At 39.3% G+C, this 20,441-nt stretch carries 18 protein-coding genes; 2 read left to right on the top strand and 16 right to left on the bottom strand.

Going from position 1 to position 20,441, the window contains the following annotated elements; genetic code table 11:
• Positions 1–62: 62 nt before the first annotated feature.
• On the bottom strand, positions 63–1,499 hold the full coding sequence (locus AC625_RS02475) for a sucrose-specific PTS transporter subunit IIBC (protein ID WP_049679843.1): 1,437 nt from the start codon (positions 1,497–1,499) through the stop codon (positions 63–65).
• 126 nt (positions 1,500–1,625) lie between these two features.
• Positions 1,626–2,612, bottom strand: coding sequence for a LacI family DNA-binding transcriptional regulator (locus AC625_RS02470; RefSeq protein ID WP_049679842.1), 987 nt, complete (start codon positions 2,610–2,612; stop codon positions 1,626–1,628).
• 378 nt (positions 2,613–2,990) lie between these two features.
• Between AC625_RS02470 and AC625_RS02465 the strand changes: the two genes are divergently transcribed.
• Entirely contained in the window at positions 2,991–4,409 is a 1,419-nt protein-coding gene (locus AC625_RS02465; protein WP_049679841.1) for an NAD-dependent succinate-semialdehyde dehydrogenase, read from the top strand.
• A gap of 283 nt (positions 4,410–4,692) precedes the next feature.
• On the opposite strand, the gene AC625_RS02460 is transcribed toward AC625_RS02465, so the two are convergent.
• The 4 genes from AC625_RS02460 to AC625_RS02445 all read right to left on the bottom strand — a co-directional run bounded on the left by AC625_RS02460 (position 4,693) and on the right by AC625_RS02445 (position 8,284).
• Positions 4,693–5,619 carry an SDR family NAD(P)-dependent oxidoreductase gene (locus AC625_RS02460; protein WP_049679840.1) on the bottom strand — a complete coding sequence of 309 codons (927 nt, stop codon included), beginning with the start codon at positions 5,617–5,619 and terminating at the stop codon, positions 4,693–4,695.
• 45 nt (positions 5,620–5,664) lie between these two features.
• A complete protein-coding gene (locus tag AC625_RS02455) occupies positions 5,665–6,240 on the bottom strand; it encodes a TetR/AcrR family transcriptional regulator (RefSeq protein WP_049679839.1) in 576 nt (191 codons plus the stop codon).
• A gap of 450 nt (positions 6,241–6,690) precedes the next feature.
• A complete protein-coding gene (locus AC625_RS02450) occupies positions 6,691–7,053 on the bottom strand; it encodes a P-II family nitrogen regulator (RefSeq protein ID WP_049679838.1) in 363 nt (120 codons plus the stop codon).
• Between the two features lie 16 nt (positions 7,054–7,069).
• The gene (locus tag AC625_RS02445; protein WP_049679837.1) at positions 7,070–8,284 is read right to left on the bottom strand and encodes an ammonium transporter; all 1,215 of its coding nucleotides are present in this window, start codon (positions 8,282–8,284) and stop codon (positions 7,070–7,072) included.
• 271 nt (positions 8,285–8,555) lie between these two features.
• Here AC625_RS02445 and AC625_RS02440 point away from each other — a divergent pair, with 271 nt between their 5' ends.
• Positions 8,556–9,968 carry a TerD family protein gene (locus tag AC625_RS02440; protein ID WP_049679836.1) on the top strand — a complete coding sequence of 471 codons (1,413 nt, stop codon included), beginning with the start codon at positions 8,556–8,558 and terminating at the stop codon, positions 9,966–9,968.
• Positions 9,969–10,104: 136 nt separating this feature from the next.
• Here the strand turns inward: AC625_RS02440 and AC625_RS02435 are convergent, their stop codons facing one another.
• The 10 genes from AC625_RS02435 to AC625_RS02390 all read right to left on the bottom strand — a co-directional run bounded on the left by AC625_RS02435 (position 10,105) and on the right by AC625_RS02390 (position 20,346).
• On the bottom strand, positions 10,105–10,347 hold the full coding sequence (locus AC625_RS02435) for a helix-turn-helix domain-containing protein (protein WP_049679835.1): 243 nt from the start codon (positions 10,345–10,347) through the stop codon (positions 10,105–10,107).
• Between the two features lie 125 nt (positions 10,348–10,472).
• Positions 10,473–11,288 carry an HAD family hydrolase gene (locus AC625_RS02430; RefSeq protein ID WP_049679834.1) on the bottom strand — a complete coding sequence of 272 codons (816 nt, stop codon included), beginning with the start codon at positions 11,286–11,288 and terminating at the stop codon, positions 10,473–10,475.
• Positions 11,285–12,406: a cysteine protease StiP family protein gene (locus AC625_RS02425; protein WP_049679833.1), complete on the bottom strand. Its 1,122-nt coding sequence runs from the start codon at positions 12,404–12,406 to the stop codon at positions 11,285–11,287. The genes AC625_RS02430 and AC625_RS02425 overlap by 4 nt, the downstream gene beginning before the upstream one ends.
• The gene (locus AC625_RS02420) at positions 12,396–13,820 is read right to left on the bottom strand and encodes a phosphoribosyltransferase family protein (protein WP_049679832.1); all 1,425 of its coding nucleotides are present in this window, start codon (positions 13,818–13,820) and stop codon (positions 12,396–12,398) included. Before AC625_RS02420 ends, AC625_RS02425 begins: the two co-directional genes overlap by 11 nt.
• The gene (locus AC625_RS02415; protein ID WP_049679831.1) at positions 13,765–14,961 is read right to left on the bottom strand and encodes an HpcH/HpaI aldolase/citrate lyase family protein; all 1,197 of its coding nucleotides are present in this window, start codon (positions 14,959–14,961) and stop codon (positions 13,765–13,767) included. Before AC625_RS02415 ends, AC625_RS02420 begins: the two co-directional genes overlap by 56 nt.
• Before the next feature lie 628 nt (positions 14,962–15,589).
• Complete coding sequence (locus tag AC625_RS02410; RefSeq protein WP_049679830.1) at positions 15,590–16,168, bottom strand: TerD family protein; 579 nt, start codon at positions 16,166–16,168, stop codon at positions 15,590–15,592.
• Positions 16,169–16,289: 121 nt separating this feature from the next.
• Positions 16,290–16,868 (bottom strand): TerD family protein, encoded by a 579-nt coding sequence (locus tag AC625_RS02405; protein ID WP_049679829.1) that lies wholly within the window; start codon positions 16,866–16,868, stop codon positions 16,290–16,292.
• A 42-nt stretch (positions 16,869–16,910) separates the two neighbouring features.
• Positions 16,911–17,522: a TerD family protein gene (locus tag AC625_RS02400; protein WP_049679828.1), complete on the bottom strand. Its 612-nt coding sequence runs from the start codon at positions 17,520–17,522 to the stop codon at positions 16,911–16,913.
• Positions 17,523–17,612: 90 nt separating this feature from the next.
• Positions 17,613–18,707, bottom strand: coding sequence for a toxic anion resistance protein (locus AC625_RS02395; protein ID WP_049679827.1), 1,095 nt, complete (start codon positions 18,705–18,707; stop codon positions 17,613–17,615).
• 16 nt (positions 18,708–18,723) lie between these two features.
• Positions 18,724–20,346 carry a YceG family protein gene (locus AC625_RS02390; RefSeq protein WP_180320055.1) on the bottom strand — a complete coding sequence of 541 codons (1,623 nt, stop codon included), beginning with the start codon at positions 20,344–20,346 and terminating at the stop codon, positions 18,724–18,726.
• Between the last annotated feature and the right edge of the window lie 95 nt (positions 20,347–20,441).

The raw sequence follows: 20,441 nt of genomic DNA, 5'->3' as shown, positions 1-20,441 counted from the left end.
TTCACTCCCCATTATGAAATAGTGAGAAATCCGTGATGGATCCCTTTATTCCCAGTATTGTATTACGATGTCGTTACCCCATTCTTCTTTGCATCACGTTTGCCGAGAAGAATTGTCACAGCAAAGGCAACCGCAAAAGTAATGACCATCCCTATAATATAAAGTATCATCATTCCAGGCTTAATCGAAATAATCCCTGGAAGACCAGCTGCTCCTAAAGCAATCGCCTTCACTTTAAACAACGCAATAAAAGCAGAACCTACTGCCGCACCTACAATTGCTCCAAAGAAAGGATATCTCAATTTCAAGTTCACTCCGAACATTGCTGGTTCTGTAATCCCTAGTAAAGCAGAAATACCCGCGGCAGATGCGACTCCTTTTAACTTTGCATTCGTCGTTAGCAATAATACCGCCAAAGTTGCAGCCCCTTGCGCCACATTAGACATGGCAGCAATCGGGAAAATAAACGAGCCTCCTGTTTTGACTACATCGGCGAGTAACTGAGTTTCAACCGCTAAAAAACTATGGTGCATACCTGTAATAACAATCGGTGCATATAATAAACCGAATAACCCACCACCAATAAAGCCAGCAGAATCATAAAGCCAAACAAGTCCATCCGTTACTGCATTACCAGCACCTCTTGTTAATGGTCCAACTATGATAAATGTAAGAATTCCAGTAATGAAAATTGAGAGTAATGGTGTGACCAAGTTATCCAATACCGAAGGGACTCTTCTTCTTAGCAATGTTTCTAATTTAGCCAAAATAAAGGATGAAGCAAGTACAGGCAGTACAGTCCCTTGATAACCAACTTTTTCAATTCCAAAACCAAATATTTTCCATATCGGTACTTCCCCGCTTGCTACTGCGTTCGCATAGCCATAGCCATTCAGTAAATCTGGATGCACCATTAACATCCCTAAGGTTGCACCCAAATACGGATTACCGCCAAACCGTTTCGTCGCAGAGAATCCGATTAATATTGGTAAAAAGACAAAAGCTGCGTTTGCAAATGTATTAATAAGTGCAGCAAGGTCCGCCATGTTGGGATATGCATCAATTAATGATTTTCCTTCCATGAAAAAATCAGGCGCTGTTAATAAATTATTCAAACCCATTAACAAACCACCAGCTACGATTGCTGGAATAATGGGTACGAAAATATCCGAAAGCATTTTCACAAATCGTTGTATAGGGTTCATTTTCTTCGATCCTGCACTGCTTACTTCACTCGTTGACATATCGGAAATATCCGTTAATTCAGCAAAATCTTTGTAAACTTCATTCACAATTCCAGGTCCTAAAATAATTTGATATTGTCCACCAGTGGAGAAAGTCCCCTTAACAATCTCCATTTCATCAAGCTGCTTTTGATCAATTTGACTTTCATCGTTCACGACTAACCTTAGCCTTGTCGCACAATGAGCTGCCGCTGTTACATTTTCTTTCCCACCAAGTGCTTCTAAAATATCTTTTGCAGTACTCTTGTAATCCATTTTTATCATCACCTTTGAACGAATTATGGAACCGGTTCCTAAAAAACCTAAAAAAATAGAGTGTTCAGAACCAGTTCACTCTTCAAAACAACTATTTATGGAACCGGTTCCGAATGAATTATAGGATTAATTAAATCTTTTGTCAACGCTTTCTCTTTTAATTATTTCATATTTTGAGAATGTGACTTTATCAATTTCCTCCTTGTTTACCATTTTCACCATATTTTTTGCAGCAATATTTCCCGCTTCTTTATAGAAAAACTTGGCTGTTGTAATGCTAGGATGGATCAAATCCGTTACTTCATACCCCCCAAAGCCAGTAATAGATAGATCTTCTGGAACTTGTAGCCCACTCATATAGGCAGCTTTTAAAGCGCCAAGGGCAATATTATCAGTCGCGCAAACAATAATACTTGGCTTGTACTGCTCAATAATTTCAAGCGTTTTATGGATTGCATCTTCACTCTTAAAGCTTGTCTCAAAATATTTCACTTCAGTATCTACCTTATCGGCTACAGCAGACATAAATCCTTCTCTACGTTTGACCCCTACTGCTATATCTTCCTTTGCAACTCCTAAATATGCGATTCTAGTATGCCTTTGTGAAAGAACGTACTCTCCTAATGAATGGGCAGCTTGATAATCATTATGAATCACGCTATGAAATTCTTCATTTTCTTGGCCAACTAATAAAATCGGCACCTTTATTTCATGCAATGCTTTAATATGTTTCTTGGTTACCATAGTTGCCAACAAAATAATGCCTGCCACTTTTTGCTGTGCCAATATATAAATATTTTCAATTTCACGCTCCAAACTCTGACTCGTGTTAGAAATAATTAGCTGATATTCCAAATCTCTAAGCTGCTCATCAATGCCAATCAAAGTTTGTGAAGTAGCATACGAATCTAAACGGGGTACTATCGTCCCGATGATATTCGTCTTCTTCGCTTTCAAGCTTTGGGCAAATTTATTGGGGGAATATCCCGTTTCTTGAACGACTTTTTCAATTTTTCTTATCGTTTCATCACTCACAGAACCTCCGTTTAAATACCGTGAAACTGTACTCTTAGCCACACCCGCCATTTTTGCAATATCAGCAATCGTTACCATTTTTCCAACTCCATTTTATACAAATCTTCCATTATTATAGCAAATGTCGAATGAAGGATGCACCAATTACTCGAATGACCGCATCACCCTATCCTTTCTTGTATTAGGATCTTATGAAAAAGGATAACTCATACTGACGTCGAATTATCTATCTAAGAAGGTCGTTACTTAAGATTGATTAAAAGATAGAAAGAATGTCTTATCTTTCACTCCAGTAAATCGGAAATCAATATTGGCACACAATCTTGATTTTCAGAATTCTATTTATTCCCACATTACTGAAGCATTCGCTCTATCAAGCAAGAAACTAAAACACCGTCTAATTGTTATATATACTTAAGAAGAACGACTTTTACTTTCGACATGGAGGTTGTACGTATGAATCATTACGGAATATTTGTGAACGGAGAATGGTCTGATTATGGATTAGATAAAATTGAAGTAAGGAATCCAGCGACAAATGAAGTAATTGCCACTGTTCCTAACGGGGGCGCTGATGAAGCAAATAAAGCAACAGATGCAGCATACGACGCCTTTCAAGGCTGGGCTGGGCTGTCCGTTTATGAAAGATCTGAGTTGATCTGGAAATGGCATCGTTTAATTGAGGAAAGAAAAGAAGAGCTCGGATACATCATGACAATGGAACAAGGAAAACCATTAAAAGAAGCAATAGGCGAAATCTCCTATGCAAATGGATTTTTATCATGGTACGCAGAAGAAGGGAAACGAGTATATGGGGAAACAATCCCAGCAACTCAGGCTAATAAGCGATTATTCGTTTCCAAACAGCCCGTTGGTGTCGTTGCCGTCATCACTCCTTGGAACTTTCCTGCAGCTATGATCACAAGAAAGGTTGCTCCAGCCCTTGCTGTTGGCTGTACAGTTGTCATCAAACCATCAGAATTAACACCGCTCACTGCTATAAAATTAGTTGAGCTAGCAGAACAGGCTGGAATTCCAAAAGGTATCATTAATGTTGTAACAGGAGATGCAAACGCAATTGGAACTGCCTGGATTGAAGATAATCGGGTTCGTAAACTTACCTTTACTGGATCAACAAAAGTCGGCAAACTCCTAATGAAAGGCGCAGCTGATACAGTCAAGAAAATCTCCCTTGAACTCGGTGGACATGCGCCAGTTATCGTTGTTGCGGATGCTGACTTAGATAAGGCTGTGGCAGGTGTCTTGAACTCTAAATTTCGAAACGCAGGGCAAACTTGTGTCTGCGCAAACCGAGTCTATGTACATGAATCCATTTATGACACTTTTATTGAAAAACTAGTCTTAAAAGTGAAGACATTAAAAGTTGGTAACGGGTTTGAAGAAGGTACTGATATTGGACCGCTTATTAATCAAAGTGCAGTTGATAAAGTATTGGCTCATATTAAAGATGCCATCGATCAAGGTGCAAAACTAGAAACAGGTGGAATGGGACAAAATGGACTTTTCCTTGAACCAACCATTTTAAGCAATATCGATGACTCTATGCTTTGCATGCAAGAAGAAACATTCGGCCCACTGGCTCCGATTGCTTCCTTTAAAACAGATGAAGAAGCGATTAAACGTGCGAACCAGTCCAACTATGGATTGGCAGCTTACGTTTTCACCGAAAACATTAGCAGAGGTATTCGAATCACTGAAGCTCTTGAATTTGGAATCGTCGGGTTAAATGACGGTCTACCTTCAACCCCTCAAGCTCCATTTGGCGGTTTTAAGCAAAGTGGATTGGGTCGCGAAGGCGGACATCAGGGAATCGAAGAATATTTGGAAGTGAAGTATATTTCGTTAGGGTTATAGTAAGCCGGCTCAAACTCGGTAATCACAGTTTGAGCCTGTTGCATTTATTCGCTTCTACTCGGGATGTTAATGATTGAACCTGAATTGCTTCTTCCCTTGGGTTACTTCCTTTTAAACCTCGTATTATGGGCATATCTCTAATTGTTGAGACTTTACTCATCGACTTCGGCTTTTTACTCGTCAACTATGAAATCCCATAAAAAAAGCCGAGCTGTTACACGATATTTAGTTGCATTTCAGGAAAAATTCTAATTAAACATTTTAGCGTTTTCCGCCATACAATTTATTGATTCATACTTCCTAATGTTTTCCGAAATCCTTCTTTATATGACGTCCTCGGAATCGGACCTATTTCTATCTCATATTTTCTGCCATCTAATACGACCGGATCTTCGTTTAAATAAAACATCTCAACCATTTCCTTCATACCAGAATCAAACACTCCTAGTAGTCGAATCATATTTTTAGAAACAGTGGAAACCCTTTTCTCATACCCCGTCAACTCTTTAACGAGTTCAATGATCTCCTTTCCAGTAATGGTGCTCGTGCCTGGAATATTCCAATGCCCTCCTTCAAAGCGGTCTTGCATAGCCAATTCACAGACGGCTTTCGCACCATCCGGTGTATAAATATATTCTCGTGAAATCGTTTGATCCCCGACAAACTGAGCTTTTTTATCTTTCATTATCGCCTGAAACGTATAATCCAGTAATGTATTTTCAGCACGAGGTCCATAAAAGTCTGGAAAATGCGCGATCAACATCGAGACACCGGAATCCTCCGCCATCGAATTCAGCTTCAGACGAATTTTTCCTTTTTTCGTATAGGGGTCCTTTCTTGTCGTTTCAGTTACCAAGGTACCGGGATTTCTTCCGTAAGCATAGATATTATCGACAATTACAAGCTTTGTTCCCGTTTTCTTGACCGCATCAATAATATTACTCATAAGAATCGGCTGCTTATCCTCCCATTCTTGATAAGGTAAATTAATAGAGTGGAAGACAATGTCTGCATTTCTTACGGCACGACTCAATTGTTCCTGATTAAAGACATCACCTTGGACAAGCCTTACAGGATGATTTTTGAACATCCTATTTAGCTTCTCTAGGTTCCGAGCAAAGGCCGTAATCTCAACTCCCCGCTCCAGCAATTCATACACGATTGCGCTACCCATGCCCCCTGTTGCTCCCAATACAAGTGCCTTCATAATTATCCCTCCTCTTAATTAACCAATGGTCAATTAATCGTTAAAAAATTAGGGCTGCAAAATTGCCCGTAAAATTACATCTACATGTGTTTCAGCCATGATTTCCACCTCAGAATAAGATTGCCTATTTCTACAATAGACCGAAACAAATCCATGGAGCGATAGAAAAACAGACCATGTTTCTTTAATCGGTATGGTCCTACCGCTTAATTGATGCAGTGCTTCTGAAAATTGCCGATAGCTTTCACTAGGTTCCTGCTGCAGAAAGCTTTGAACCTCTTCATCTCTCGTTAAGAACATAATTTCATAATGATTAGGATGATCGAGACCGAATTTAATGAATCTTAGAAATAAATCTCTCATTTTTTGATCGTTATCGGCTTCATTATTCATCACCTTCGCAATCTCGTGATTTAGCAAGGAAAAGTCCAATGATACAAGACTGTAGAAGATTTCCGCTTTATTTTTAAAATGATAATAAAGCGCCCCATGTGAATATCCAAGGCTTTGTGCTATCTTTCTCATCGAAACATGTTGAAACCCTTGTTCGGCAAATAATTCTCTTGCTGTGTCCATAATCGTTTCTTTCGTTAATTCATTATCAACTGCTTTTCTTGGTGACATAGTTTTCTCCTTTAATTGACCGTTGGTTAATTAAAATTTTATCTAGACTTTCATTATTTGTCAATATATTCTAATTAAAAAAATGATTAAATGCAATTCAGCCGTAGTAATTACACCTCCGAATACTTTACATCACTTTTTTCAGGGGGTACACGAGTCAAAATAAAAAAAACGTTAATAAATTTTAGTTTTGAACCCATTAATTAAATTTACCTAATGTTCAGATCTAATCAATGAGGGTTGAAATTCAGATAAAAAAAACATCCCTATCTATGGATAAGGATGAAAAACTAGTTGGAATTAATCATTCTCGGATACTTGGCACCCTTACTTAAAACGAAGCAATAAGTCTGATACGCCATTTCCGAAAAAAAGAGTATAAATGATTTTCTCCTTTCTGGCTCTAATGATTTTTTAAAAGCCTTCCCATTTAATATATCCCCTTTCGCTTTATTGCTCATTTTTCAGTGCAGCACGACCTTCTTCAGCAGTACGGATTTTAATCACATTGGCCAGTTCATAAATAAAAATTTTCCCATCTCCTGGTTCACCTGTATTGAAGTTTTTCCTTGCAAGATCGATTACTTGCTGAACTGGTACCTCACAGACAACAATTTCGATTTTGATTCGATCATGCAGGCTGATTTCACGAGTCACGCCACGATAGGTTTCCTTATAACCCTTTTGCAACCCGGTCCCTTTGGCTTCTACAACCGTAATCCCGTTCACTCCGATTTTGGCCAACTCCTGCTTGAACGCTTCGAAATTATCTGGCCTTGTGACGATTTCGATCTTTGTTAACACATCTCCCATCATATAGCCCTCCTACTTAAATGGATTCGTGGTATGCCTTTTCTCCATGTAAAGAAATATCCAGACCAAGTGTTTCATCTTCTTCATTCACGCGTAACGGTACTAAGTAACTAATCACTTTAGCAATGATAAATGTAAGCACTGCTACGAAAATGTAGGTGGCGATGATTGCAATCAGCTGTTTCCAAAATAAACCGATACCCCCATACAGCAATCCGTTTGCTCCTCCAGGATTAACAGAGGTTGTAGCGAATAAGCCAGTTGCAATCCCTCCCCATGTGCCACCTACTCCATGAAGACCAAACGCGTCAAGTGCATCATCGTAGCCAAGCTTTCCTTTTAAATAAGAAACACCCCAGAAACAGACAGCTCCACCAATTAAGCCAATAATAATAGCGGCAGGCACTGTAACGAAGCCACAGGCAGGTGTAATCGCAACTAACCCGGAGATTGCTCCCGATAATGCACCAAGCATCGTAGGCTTTTTATTGCACACATACTCAATTGCAAGCCAGCCAAGAATGCCAGCTGAAGCAGCAACTGCCGTGTTCACAAAAACGACCATGGCCACTTCATTAATCGTCAGAGCGCTTCCGACGTTAAAGCCGTACCACCCGAACCATAATAATGTCGCACCTAGGAATGTTAGCGGAAGATTATGCGGTGAGTTTTCACCTGACAGTTTACGTTTTCCGAGCATAATTGCTAACACGAGACCCGTAACACCAGAGGAAACATGAACCACATTACCACCTGCGAAATCCAATGTTCCAAGCTGAGCTAACCACCCACCGCCCCATACCCAATGAGCTAGTGGAGCGTATACTAGCAACGACCAAAAAATTGTGAACAGTAGGAATGCTGAGAATTTCATGCGCTCAGCGACCCCTCCAGCAATAATAGAAACGGTTATTACAGCAAATGTCATTTGGAATAACATGAACAAACTGTGCGGAATCGTATCACTATAAGGTCCAGGCTCAAACCCAACCCCTTTCAATCCAATCCAATCTAAACCCCCAAAGAAAGCATTTCCCTCTGAAAAAGAAAGCGAATAGCCGATTGTAACCCATAAGATTGAGATGACAGCTAGCGGCATATAACTATGCATGGCAGTGTTTAAAACATTTTTGCTTTTTACCATGCCTCCGTAAAAAAGTGCAATTCCTGGAGTCATAATCCAGACAAGCATGGTCGCCACAAACATAAATACTGAATCCGCTAATTCCATTTTTTCTCCCCCTTCACTAATGTTAGAATATATAACATTGAATGTTATATTTAATATCATATTAAATACATTAACGAAAAGTCAACTTAATTTTATAAATATTCAAAATATTTGTTAGGTTAACTAACATTTCAGTTTGTTTTTTCCAAACAAGATAACAAATTCAACCTTTGGCGTATTAGGTTATTAATCCATTACACCTCTAGGCTTTTGTGGTACGATAATAGTAATATTTTTCAAAAAGAATAATCATGTAAGGAGCGTGGAATCGATGGGCGTAACCCTAAGCAAAGGACAGAAAGTAGACTTAACCAAAACCCATCCAGGACTGCAACACGTCGTTGTAGGGCTAGGATGGGATGTCGGAAATTTTGGGGCTAGCTATGATTTAGATGCATCAGCCTTTTTAACTGGTGCTAACGGTAAAGTAGCGAGCGATGCAGATTTTGTTTTCTACAATAACCCTTCTGGAGGAAACGGATCTATTCTATATAGCGGAGATAACCGGACAGGTTCAGGTCATCAAGATGATGAACAAATTCAAATTGATTTAAATCTTGTACCGCAGGCGATCCATCGTATCGCATTTACAATCACAATTCATGATGCGCATATGAAGCAGCAAAATTTCGGACAAGTCGCCAATGCTTATGTAAGAATTTTTAACACACAAACGTTTGAGGAATTAATACGGTTCGAACTCGGAAGAGACTTCACAGTCGAAACCGCAATCGTAACAGCAGAATTGTATCGGCATAACGGAGAATGGAAATTCAATGCCATTGCAAGTGGTTTCCAAGGCGGTTTATCCGCTTTATGTAGAAACTTCGGTGTGAATGTCGATGATGCACCCGCACCTCCTCCAATTGTTCAACAACCTTATCAACAGCAGCCTATCCCTTCGCCGCACCAGCAGCAAGCGTTCGGCAATCAACAGACGGGATTTGGTAATACCAATACATATGGTAATCAGCCCGCGTATCAACAACAAACCTACCAACCTCCTATGCAAAATCAAGCACAAAGAGGTGGAGCCTCACAGCAATACGGCGGAGAAGAACTGCAATGCCCGCGTTGCCATTCAACCAATGTTCGAACTGGACAAAAAGGATTCGGACTTGGTAAAGCAGCAGTCGGCGGGTTAATTCTCGGTCCAGTCGGATTGCTAGGCGGATTCATTGGAAAAAATCAATTGAAACTAACTTGTAACAGTTGCGGCAATTCGTGGTCACCGAATCAAACCGACTATTCCGAATGGGCCGTGCAGCAAAAGCGGAAAGCACAGAATTTATTCGCTCGATATAAAAGTCAGGATGTACTTGATGCAATTGTTGCCGGTTGTGCACTTGTTTCAATGGCAGACGGACATTTAGACCCATCTGAGCGTCAACAAATGATTGATTTTGTCAACCAAAGCGAAGAATTACGGGTCTTCGATACAAACAAAGTGATCGCACAATTCAACAACTTTACTCAGAAAATCGAACGCGATATGATTGTCGGCCGTGCTGAAGCCTTCAAAGCATTAGGCCGTGTCCGAACAAAACCGGAAATCGCTCGCCTTATTGCAAGATATAGCATAGCGATCGGCTACGCAGATGGTAACTTCGACGCAAACGAACAGCGCGTTGTCAGCGAAGTTTGTAGAGAACTCGGTCTTGATCCAGCTGAATTTCTTTCTTAACAAAAAAGCAAGAACTTATTAGTCATTAGAAAACTACGCTACTTACTCTAGACAACACGTAAAGCAAAAAGTGCCCATGCTGGGCACCATAAAAACAAACGGAAGACTCTATCCAAAGAGTCTTCCGTTTGTTTTCTTACTTATACTCAGATTTCCAGCTGTCGAAGCTCGCTTGAGTTTTCTTTTCACCAAATACCGCATACATTCCTTCACGAGTGACCACCCATGATGTTCCAAATTTACGAATGGTTCCATGAGGGAAATCATGGATTCTCCTTCTTAACGTCGAAGAGTCAATGCCCCATTCTTTGCATGCTTCACTAGAGCTTAATATGTTTCGGCTATCTAGATTAGGTTGTTTTTTAAATAGGTTGATCAATTGAAAACACCTTCTTGATTGGCATTTTATCCCGATTTAACAGGATGCCCCCTTACTTTTCATGAAAAATAAGAAGAGCGGTAAAGAAGCCCCCTTTGATGGAAGCTTCACTTTATACAAAACAACTATAGACGTTCTTTATAAATTTGCAAGACTTGATTCAATATATCTTCAGCTGCTAGGATTCCTTTTTGCTCTGTTCGGTAGATTGTTCCCTTCACTACAGGATTCCCGACTTCACTCAACTCTCCGTGGATCGGCGCAATTGCATAGTCCGCAACCTCAAGCATAGGCAGATCAAGTAGCGAATCTCCCGCTGCTGCCACAAATTCTCGATTGCTTTTTTCTTTAATATAAGCGACTGCATCCCATTTATTCACCGCTTTTGGTACAAAATAAAGCTTACGACCTTGCAGAGACATTTTCCAGCCTTGTTGATCGATTAGTTCTTTGAAATGGATCAATTCATCCAACGGAGCCGAGTCACGCTCAATCAAACAATAATGAAACAATCCATCTGCCGTATGTTGGGAATGAACCCACTCGTCGTTAGCTATTTCACTAAAATGTTCAAGTATCTTTTCTCCGTTTAATGCCTCATTTTTCAGCTTCACTTTAATTAGTCTCTGCCACTCTTCATCTATTTTGCCTTTAACAAGAATATTTCCACCATTACTAGTCACTGCAAAAGACGGGACGATTCCCTCTTGGAATAGAGTAATATATCGAAACTGTTCTACCGTTCTTGTTGTAACCGGAAGAAACATCATCTTGTCAGCAACCCTTTTTAATAATTCAATTGCCGCTAAAGTCATATAAGAGATTTCCCGTTTGCCCCGCTTTTCAACAACACGCATCGCGGGTACCGGGCATCCTTGTGAAAGCCTCATTGAACGAATCGAGTAAATCAACGTTTGGTCCAGATCACTTGCAAAAATCATAGTTCCTTCCTCAATGACTTGATTAGTCCGCAGCACGTATATGACATATCTTTATACTCTTCAATCGGAACCCCACGATCTTTGGCAAGTAGGATAATATGTTTCAATCGCTCGTCATGTCGGTCTTTCACGAGAATCTTCCAAGGAACTCTTCGCAATAAAACACGAGTCGTTTCCCCAACTCCAGGCTTTACATGATTTATATCATCGATTAAAAAATCAACTTGTATCTTTTTCACACAAGCCGCCCCTGACCAATTTGGCGTCGTGTGCTCCGAACGAATTTTATCAAGCTGAGTTTGAATATCCCGTCCAGCCCTAGGAAACTCTTTCACGATGGTTGCAATAAATTCATTTGACACATCTTCCTCTTCAAGATGACGATAATATTTTGCACCGTGAAAGTCTTGATCAGAAATATATGCTTTATTGTGAACCGTACGGCTTACAAGACCTGAAACAGTTGAATTCAGACAAGCACTCGGTATCAAGAAGTCCTCTCTCGTTCCATAAATTTCAGAACAATAACCTGGGTCAGCTAACACAGCAAGACCGTCATCAAGATGATAACCAAACTTGTCATTTATGTTTTGGCAAGCTTGTGTTAATTCACGACTAATTGCCCCTTTACCTGTCCACCCATCAATAAACTGAATCTGGCTATCTGGATGATTCTCTTTAATGTAACATATCGCCCGCTCATCAATTCCTTTACCACGGATGATAGAAACACTGTAATGAGGCGCATCCAAGTTATAAGCGAATGACAAATAACGCTTAATTAGGATGCCAATCGGAGTACCTGCTCTTGCTAACGAAACTAGAATCAAATTCCGCCCCTTCTTTGCAAGAATCTCTTCCGCCACCACGCCTATTGCCACCGCCAGTTTTTCAGCATATTCTCCCAATGCTTTTTGATACACTTCCATGTATTCAGATGTCGGCTTGTATTCAATCGGCAACATTTCAGAGTAATGAACACCAGATTGAATCGCTTCTTCCCGTTCCTCTGTTCCCCGCTCCTCTATGACTCCACTTAGATCTTTTAATAAAAACGTCACATCTTCAGGTGGATAACTGCCCATTGGCGTAATCGGAAAATTTTGTTTAATCGGCATGACTTTCTCCTTTCTGCTGAGAATTCACGGTCACAACAAAGAGCCTCTCTGCACCGACTTGTTTGATTTTTTCTAATAAAGATTCCAGGCGAACCTCTGTTACTTTACGCTCGAGAAATAGATAGATGTCTTGGTAGCTTTTGTACGGGATATTGTAAAAATAATTTGTGATCGCCGAATCATCCGGATTCACAAAGTCAAACCCACTTGTCACAGCATACCCCTCTTTATCAATTCGATGAATCGGACTTCTCGTCGTCGATTGATAAAAGACATCCTTACCCATATATGAAGCGATTTTCATTGGAAGATACATAAATTCACCCGTCCCTAGACATAACGTTTTTCCGCCAGAACGGGTTTGCTTAAGACCCACTCCCACATGAAATGCATAATCATCAATACTTGGACGATCCGTTGATGATATTCCATTAAAGCGTCCTGTCATTCCGGAATAAGGAACTTTATTCACATGTCCTTCACTACTAATAGATACATACTCAACATCATCAATCTGTTTAAAGTTCTCATATTCTGATAGATTGATAGAGTGAATCTCCGTTTCAACTGCAGCATCGGAATTGGTATATTCATAGTAACCTTCCGTATCAACAGGATTTCCATCTACCTTAATCATACCTGCCAATAATGTTGCGGTTCGAATGCGGATTCCCAGCTTTGCTTCTAATTTCGCGTACGCTTCTTTGTTTGCTTCTGAACGCCAATCCAAAAGAGATAAGACGACATACTCTCGACGAGGATATGCTGCATGAATGGATTCAATAATATTTAACGCGGTTTTTCCTGTAGTAATTTCATCATCAACAAGTACGATCGGACCATCTTTCTGCAACAGTTCTTTATTTCCATAGCACGCTTGCTCAGTCGCATGAGAGTGTTCTTCTTCAAATTCTATGCTCGACTGTAGCCCGACGATTTGCTCTCTTGTCGTATGAAGATAATGGGCATTATTAAATAAATCAAATACACTATGTCCAAGTGCTGTCGCAGTCTCAGCGAAGCCGATAAAAAGTGTTTCTTCAGCTAAAGGAAATGGATCATCCATGAGAGATTGATAGATTTCTTCTTGCCTACTTCCTGATAACAACGCTTCAACCGCAGCTTTTCTTCCCTCTATTGGATGGTCATGTACCGTTTCTAAATAACGCATCGCTAATAACGCACCACTTAACAAAGATGTAACCGGCGCTACTGGAATATGCTTGCCCAGAATTTTGCTAACAAACAAAAAGCCACGTTTCTTATTCTTTCGGGCAGCCATTCCGAAGAAATGGTCTAAAGGCAGTTCATAAGGATCTTCCGTTACCTCAACTGTTACAGCTAAAGAATCTAATATATTAAATATGGACCTGTTCTTGCTCTGTGAGTAAATCAATGTATGAGCATTGTTCATGATACACCCCGTATATTTTCGCTTTGCTAACGATTTTTATTGCCCAATTATAATGGGGCTTCATTTCATTCATTTTATTGGAAAATTGACTTTTCAGCACACCCGATTCTCCACCTATTCCCTCTAATATACTAATGGCATCCATATATTCTTCATAGGAGACAACGGAAAACGCGTGAACAGGCTTTATATGGGTCGGATGAATGACAGTTTTCCCAGTAAGTCCATTGTTTTTGTCCAGCAATATTTCCTGAATCAATCCGTCCAAATATTCATTTAAGAATTCTTTACGAATCGATATGCCTTCTTTACCAAGACTGTTCGTAAAAGGAGTTTGGCGAAGCTGCGGTTTAAGTACTCGTTCCTCTTTATAAAAGTACTCCCATACAGGCCCCGACACAACATACTCTTTTTCACTTCGGCCAAATACATTCACGATATCGGCAATACAATCTCTGACAACCGAAATATCATAAATCGTCGAATCACTACTTCTTCTTATGCCATATAATCCACAAAAGTCAGTTGCTCCCATCCGGACATTTAAGATGCAATCATAATGTTCATCAAGCAGCTTCTTTATGCTTAATAATGAAGTGATTCTCGATTCCTTATAGATAACTTCAGCTGATTCAAGAATCGGCATCCCATATAATCGAATGCTATATTGCTCATTTAAGTCACGAAGAGCCGCAATATAACCCGTCCCATTTTCAGCTGTGAATTTTGGAAAAACAAAGCCAGTTAGCACATGTATGGAGCTACCAAGATGCTCCGCTACATTTCTCATTTGCTCTTCATTTCTCACACGAATAAAAATGATTGGCAGTTCACCCGTTGAAAATAATCCCGATTCAATCTGCATATGGAGCTGTTGAAGCTGAGCAATTACATTCATTTCTGCCTGATACACTTCATGATCGCTTACAGCATCTTCAAGACAAAGGACCATAGACACTAAACCATCATGCTTCTGATTAACTATATCAGCGCAAATATTTGGACGAGTGCCAGGCATATACAAGCAAGCTCCAAGCGTAAGTGCCAGCAATTCTTTCTCACTGTCTTTAGAAAATTCCATCGGCATTCGATAAAAGGTTTTCTCTTCACGATCCTTTGTTAAATAATTAAAATGCTTCAAACTGCTACCTCCTATCACAAAAACTGTCACCGGTGTAAGGTTAGTTACTAAAAACCATTAAAAAAACGTATACTTTATTTTCACTTAAGACAGCGTAAGTATCTTGGTCAACCTAAAGTCTAGTATAAGACAAGCAAGAAATAGGGAGAGCCTTTTTGTTTTCTCTCCCTATTTCTTGTTTGTCTTAAAAGCGAAAGATTCTTTTAGCATAAGAAGACCACCTAAGATTCACACATCCTTCGCTCGAAGATATCAGGGATTAAACCACGAAGGCGGAATTTGCCAACATTTCGCCATCAACTAGTAAGCAGAACGCTAGCTACATCCCGTAGTCCCCAGCCTCAAAGCATATGAAAATCCTATACTTTATTACTTTTTACGAAAACCACACCTACTTCATTTAGCCACAACACAACATTTCCCATTCAAATGCTATAGTGAAACTTCAATCAGCGGGATTTTACTTCCCATTAATGCGGGATAAATGACGAAAAGGGAAACACAAATGTGTTCACCCTTTTGACATTTGGAACAATTATGAATGTACTGCTTTTTCTTGCACTTCCTAAATTAACAATGGTTCTTAAAGTTGCAGTGACAAAATCGTTATAAGATATATGTGTATCGTTTAAACAGATAAACCATAGTTTTGACACAATGAAGCCAAGCCGCCTGAGAACCCGCTGCCAATTGCATTAAATTTCCAATCAGAACCGTGACGGTATAACTCACAAATCACAACTGCCGTTTCTATCGAGAAATCTTCTCCAAGATCATAACGTAAAACTTCTACATTTGTATCTTCGTTTACAACGCGCACAAATGCATTAGACACTTGACCAAAGTTTTGGCTACGCGCAGATGCGTCATGAATCGTAACAGTGATTGCAATCTTATGGATATTTGCAGGAACTTTATTAAAATCTATTTTAATCTGCTCATCATCCCCATCACCTTCACCTGTACGATTATCACCTGTATGTAGGACAGAACCACTCGGATCTTGCAAATTATTATAAAAAATGAAATCAAGATCGTTGGTGCATTTATCATTTTGATCAACTAAAAATGCCGAGGCATCAAGATCAAAATCATAACCGCCACTATATTTATTCGTATCCCAGCCTAGACCGATAACAGCACGTGTCAAACCTGGATTTGTTTTAGTTAAATCAATTCGTTGCCCCTTTGATAATGAAATGGACATCTACATCATCCCTTCTATTTCACATAAAGATAATCCCCCTTCAACAAAGTTCATTAAAGGTGAAGGGGCTATCAGAAGAAACTCTCTTTTTTTTTGATCTTATTTTGGAAGATATTAAAGGTTATACAGATAAACCATAGTCAGTTACCAGTGCAGCCAAACCACCTTGGTAGCCACTACCAATTGCATTGAACTTCCACTCGCCATTGTGACGGTACAATTCCGCAACAACAACAGCTGTTTCAATCGAGAAATCTTCTCCAAGATCATAGCGAATAAGTTCTGTATTGCCTTGTTCATTTACAACACGTACGAATGCGTTCGATACTTGACCAAAGTTTTGACCGCGAGCTTCTGCATCGTGGATCGTAATCGTAAAAGCAATTTTTTCAATCTCGGCTGGTACCAGGCTTAAGTCGATTTTAATTTGCTCATCGTCTCCATCACCTTCTCCTGTAAGGTTATCTCCTGTATGTATGACAGAACCGTTACCACCTTGAAGATTGTTAAAGAATACAAAATCTTTTTCAGAACTTACTTTTCCAGTAGCGTTTAGTAAAAACACAGAAGAATCCAAATCAAAATCATGTCCACCATCATACTTGTTTGTATCCCAGCCTAAACCAATAATTAAATTTTTCAGTCCTGGATTCCCTTTTGTTAAATCTACCTTTTGTCCTTTGCTTAATGAAATAGCCATAATTATTTTCCCTCACTTTATTAGATTTTTTTTACAAAAAAATTACGCATACTTATTTGCAATCTCAGAAATGGATGTATCTTTTGTACCGTCTCCGATTGCGTTAAATTTCCACTCACCGTTGTGGCGATAGATTTCTCCAACAAATAATGAAGTTAATCCCGCGTAGTTATCAGTCAGATTAAAATGGATTAATTCTTGGCCGTTTGAATTATCCACCAAACGGATAAAGGCATTTTGAATCATTCCGAAATCTTGTTTTCTTTGTACACAGCCGTAAATATTCACGACGAATACAATCTTTTCTACATTAGGTGACACACGGTTTAAGTCAACGATGATTTGCTCATCATCACCATCACCATCTCCTGTTAGGTTATCACCTGTATGTTTTATACTTCCATCCCCACTTGTTTTATTACCGAAGTAGATCAAGTTATTTTTACTCGTTAATTTTCCATTCTTGTCCAAAAGGATGGCAGAAGCATCACAGTCAATGTTTGGAGTACTTCCTCCACCAAACAATCCTCCCAAAATCCCTTTTGGCTTACCAGCACTCACTGGGTCCCATCCTAAGCCTACTGTTATGGATGATAAACCGGCTCTGCCTTTTGTAAGGTCTACTTTTTGTCCTTTTTGTAATGAAATCGCCAACAGAAACACTCCCTTGCCAACTCACGCCAGCGTGTTTTATTTATTTTTTATTCTATCATCATTCTTCCAATGGAACAAATAATAATACTCTTAACTTTTCAGTTGTCTTGCTTGAAAGCTTTCCTTTAGTTCAATTAATCGTTTTGTACCTTCTTCACGCGTCCGTTTATTTTCATCCTCAATTTTCTTTGTTTCTTCCAGTCCATTAATAATAATGTTCCATGACTCTTCAATTGTTTCAATTTTGATACTCGGTGCTCCTGCAAGTCTTGCAATCTCTGTGCTTTGTGAAGAAATATTTTGTGCATTTCGCACAAGCATTTCATTCGTTCTGCGATCAAGCTCACTCATTGAATCAGCAACAAGCTTTTGACGTTTGGCAGATACCGCTTGGATTAATCCATTTTTAAAAATTGGAATGGTTGTAACAAAGGCAGAATTAATTTTTCCAATCAGCTTCGTGTTCCCTCTTTGAAGTAATCGGATTTGTGGCGCTGTCTGCAATGCAACCATCTTCGCCATTTCCAAGTCATATACCCGTTGTTCTAGCGTTTCAATACCATTTCGCAATGTTTCTAATTCCATCGCTGCAATTTGGTCTCCTGCTATGGCTCTTGCTTCATATTGCGGCAGTAATGTTGTTTTCAATTCCTCTGCCTTCATAGCACCTGCCACACCATATTTTTCAAGAGAAAGGTAATAATTAAAGTTTTGTTCATACATTTGTTCTAGCGTGTTCGTTGATGTCATCATTTCATTTTGGTATTTGGAGATTTCAACGTAAATCTTATCGATTTCACCGCCCATTGTTTGATATTTTCCAAATATCTTTTCAATCATTTTCTCGCCCTTATTGAACAACTTTCCAAACAAACCCTTCTTCTCTTGGGCAAAATCCTTCCGATCGAACTGATCCATTACCTTACCTAGTTGCTTCAATAATTCACTGGAATCTTCCATTGAACTAGCTTTCATCGTACCTAAAATACGATCTGAGAACTTCGAAATTTCAACAGCTGGCTCTTTACCGAACTCCAGCAACGAAATCTGATTTTTCACATCTATTTGCTGAGCCAGCTTCTGTACTTCCGGTTCCTGGCGAAGCTTCAGCTTAATTTCTTCCGTTTTATTAAGTGACAGCTGATTCGTGTTCTCATCAAGTATTTCTGTACTATTAATCTGCATTCTTGATCCCTCTTTCTTACGTATCTTTTTTGAAAAGACGGCGCCATATCGGTTTTTTTGGTTCTTTATATTCATAATTAAATTCAAATTGATCCATTAAATGTACATCATAATATTGTTCATCTAGGTAAAGCTCTAAATCTCTAAGTCCTGATGGATTAAGGAGAATGATATCAAAACCCAACTCATTTAACAAAAGCAATAACGCAGTATCTGAACGTGCTAATCCATTTCCGGAACCGCTATTATACAAAATAATTCTCGGAACAAACTGTGGATAATCAAATTTAAGTAACAATCCAACAATAGACTCGGGCAATACAGTAAGCTGTGTAAATAAATACAATTGAACATCCTCTATCGTCTCATGATGCTCACGAAGAAGCTTAGGGTGCGCACAAACTCTTGAAATTCCCGCAGCAATTGCTTCTTGGACACCAAGTGGCAATTGCTTTAATTTCCACCATACGCTATTAATCATTTTTTTTGGATCTAGTACCCCATCATCGGAAAGTGCATGCTGATAATGATAGAGGTAATTGCCATTGATGCTGTTTGTAAAAGGAAAATAACGGATAAACAGCGATAGATCGCCACCTTTTAGCTCCTCAACTTTCCCCCAATACTCACTTCTATTCGTTATCACGCCGGATACCTTCGCGAATAGGGAAGGTATATGCACTTCATTTCCTTCAATTTTAAAGTTCGGTCTAATGAACGCTCTTTCCCTGCTCATTAAAAATAATTCATCATACGTTGTTTTTAGTGTGATGGAAACAGGGAAATGGGAACGATACTGCCAAGGCTTGAATATAGGCGTCTCTTCAGTGTGTAGAATCCGCTCAATTTCCTTAGATGCCTGATACGCAACCGTTGCCCTACGATCCGGGCGCTGTGTTGGAAAAGGTCTTGGTTCTTTTTTTACTTGAAAATCCTGAACAATCATTTGCTTCCGTTCTGGATCTAGTTCTTTGAAGATATCAGACCCTAGTGGATGGAATATTAATAAATCAAAGCCTAAATTTAGAATAAATGATAAGAAATAAAGTTCGCTTTTCGTTGCGTCGCCATACCATAAAACAACTGGAACTTCTCCTTCATCTAGTTTACTAAGGATTTCATCAACATGGTTCCAAAGCCATTTAATTAAATCGCTAATCACCCTGCGAAAATCAGGATGCTTAAATCCTGATTCATGTTGTTCGACAAATTGGGATAATGTTTTATTGAAACTTTCACGTATATGCCGATGAATCGAAGTATCTTCATGAGACGGAATAAGCTGTCTCCCTTCAAGAAAAGCAATAAATCGATTAACGGAAAGCTGTTCACTTTGGTTTATTTGTAGCACTTCTTGAAGTGCATGAAATTTCTCGGGATCATTTTCTTTGTTTAAACGGTCATTCCAGACGTATACATGAGGGTTTTGAGATAATGTAAATAATGTAAGATAATAATCATCCTCATCTCGGGGAATACCTAAAAAACGAGCCGCCACTTGCCCAAAGCTAATGAAGGGTTCACCGCTTCGGAAATTATCTCTTTCTAAGCGTTTCTTTTCGATTAATTGTTTCCATTCATCTTCTGTAAAATCGATCAATACCGGATTGATCTTTGCGTATTGACCAAATGCACCCACTGACAAATCTCCTTTCAAAGAAAAGCGCTAAGCTCTTTGTTCAACCTACGCATGCCTACCAATTCAGATGGCACAGCTTTAAGGGTCTAGGCTGT

Origin of the sequence: Peribacillus loiseleuriae (assembly GCF_001183985.1) — a bacterium.
In the GTDB taxonomy this organism is placed as follows: domain Bacteria; phylum Bacillota; class Bacilli; order Bacillales; family DSM-1321; genus Peribacillus; species Peribacillus loiseleuriae.
This window is presented reverse-complemented; position numbering and strand designations above follow the sequence as displayed.

Bases quoted from the DNA above. Each gene is read 5' to 3' on its own strand.
- AC625_RS02475 (WP_049679843.1), bottom strand. From the start codon at position 1,499: ATGGATTACAAGAGTACTGCAAAAGATATTTTAGAAGCACTTGGTGGG.
- AC625_RS02470 (WP_049679842.1), bottom strand. From the start codon at position 2,612: ATGGTAACGATTGCTGATATTGCAAAAATGGCGGGTGTGGCTAAGAGT.
- AC625_RS02465 (WP_049679841.1), top strand. From the start codon at position 2,991: ATGAATCATTACGGAATATTTGTGAACGGAGAATGGTCTGATTATGGA.
- AC625_RS02455 (WP_049679839.1), bottom strand. From the start codon at position 6,240: ATGTCACCAAGAAAAGCAGTTGATAATGAATTAACGAAAGAAACGATT.
- AC625_RS02450 (WP_049679838.1), bottom strand. From the start codon at position 7,053: ATGGGAGATGTGTTAACAAAGATCGAAATCGTCACAAGGCCAGATAAT.
- AC625_RS02445 (WP_049679837.1), bottom strand. From the start codon at position 8,284: ATGGAATTAGCGGATTCAGTATTTATGTTTGTGGCGACCATGCTTGTC.
- AC625_RS02440 (WP_049679836.1), top strand. From the start codon at position 8,556: ATGGGCGTAACCCTAAGCAAAGGACAGAAAGTAGACTTAACCAAAACC.
- AC625_RS02430 (WP_049679834.1), bottom strand. From the start codon at position 11,288: ATGATTTTTGCAAGTGATCTGGACCAAACGTTGATTTACTCGATTCGT.
- AC625_RS02425 (WP_049679833.1), bottom strand. From the start codon at position 12,406: ATGCCGATTAAACAAAATTTTCCGATTACGCCAATGGGCAGTTATCCA.
- AC625_RS02420 (WP_049679832.1), bottom strand. From the start codon at position 13,820: ATGAACAATGCTCATACATTGATTTACTCACAGAGCAAGAACAGGTCC.
- AC625_RS02410 (WP_049679830.1), bottom strand. From the start codon at position 16,168: ATGTCCATTTCATTATCAAAGGGGCAACGAATTGATTTAACTAAAACA.
- AC625_RS02405 (WP_049679829.1), bottom strand. From the start codon at position 16,868: ATGGCTATTTCATTAAGCAAAGGACAAAAGGTAGATTTAACAAAAGGG.
- AC625_RS02395 (WP_049679827.1), bottom strand. From the start codon at position 18,707: ATGCAGATTAATAGTACAGAAATACTTGATGAGAACACGAATCAGCTG.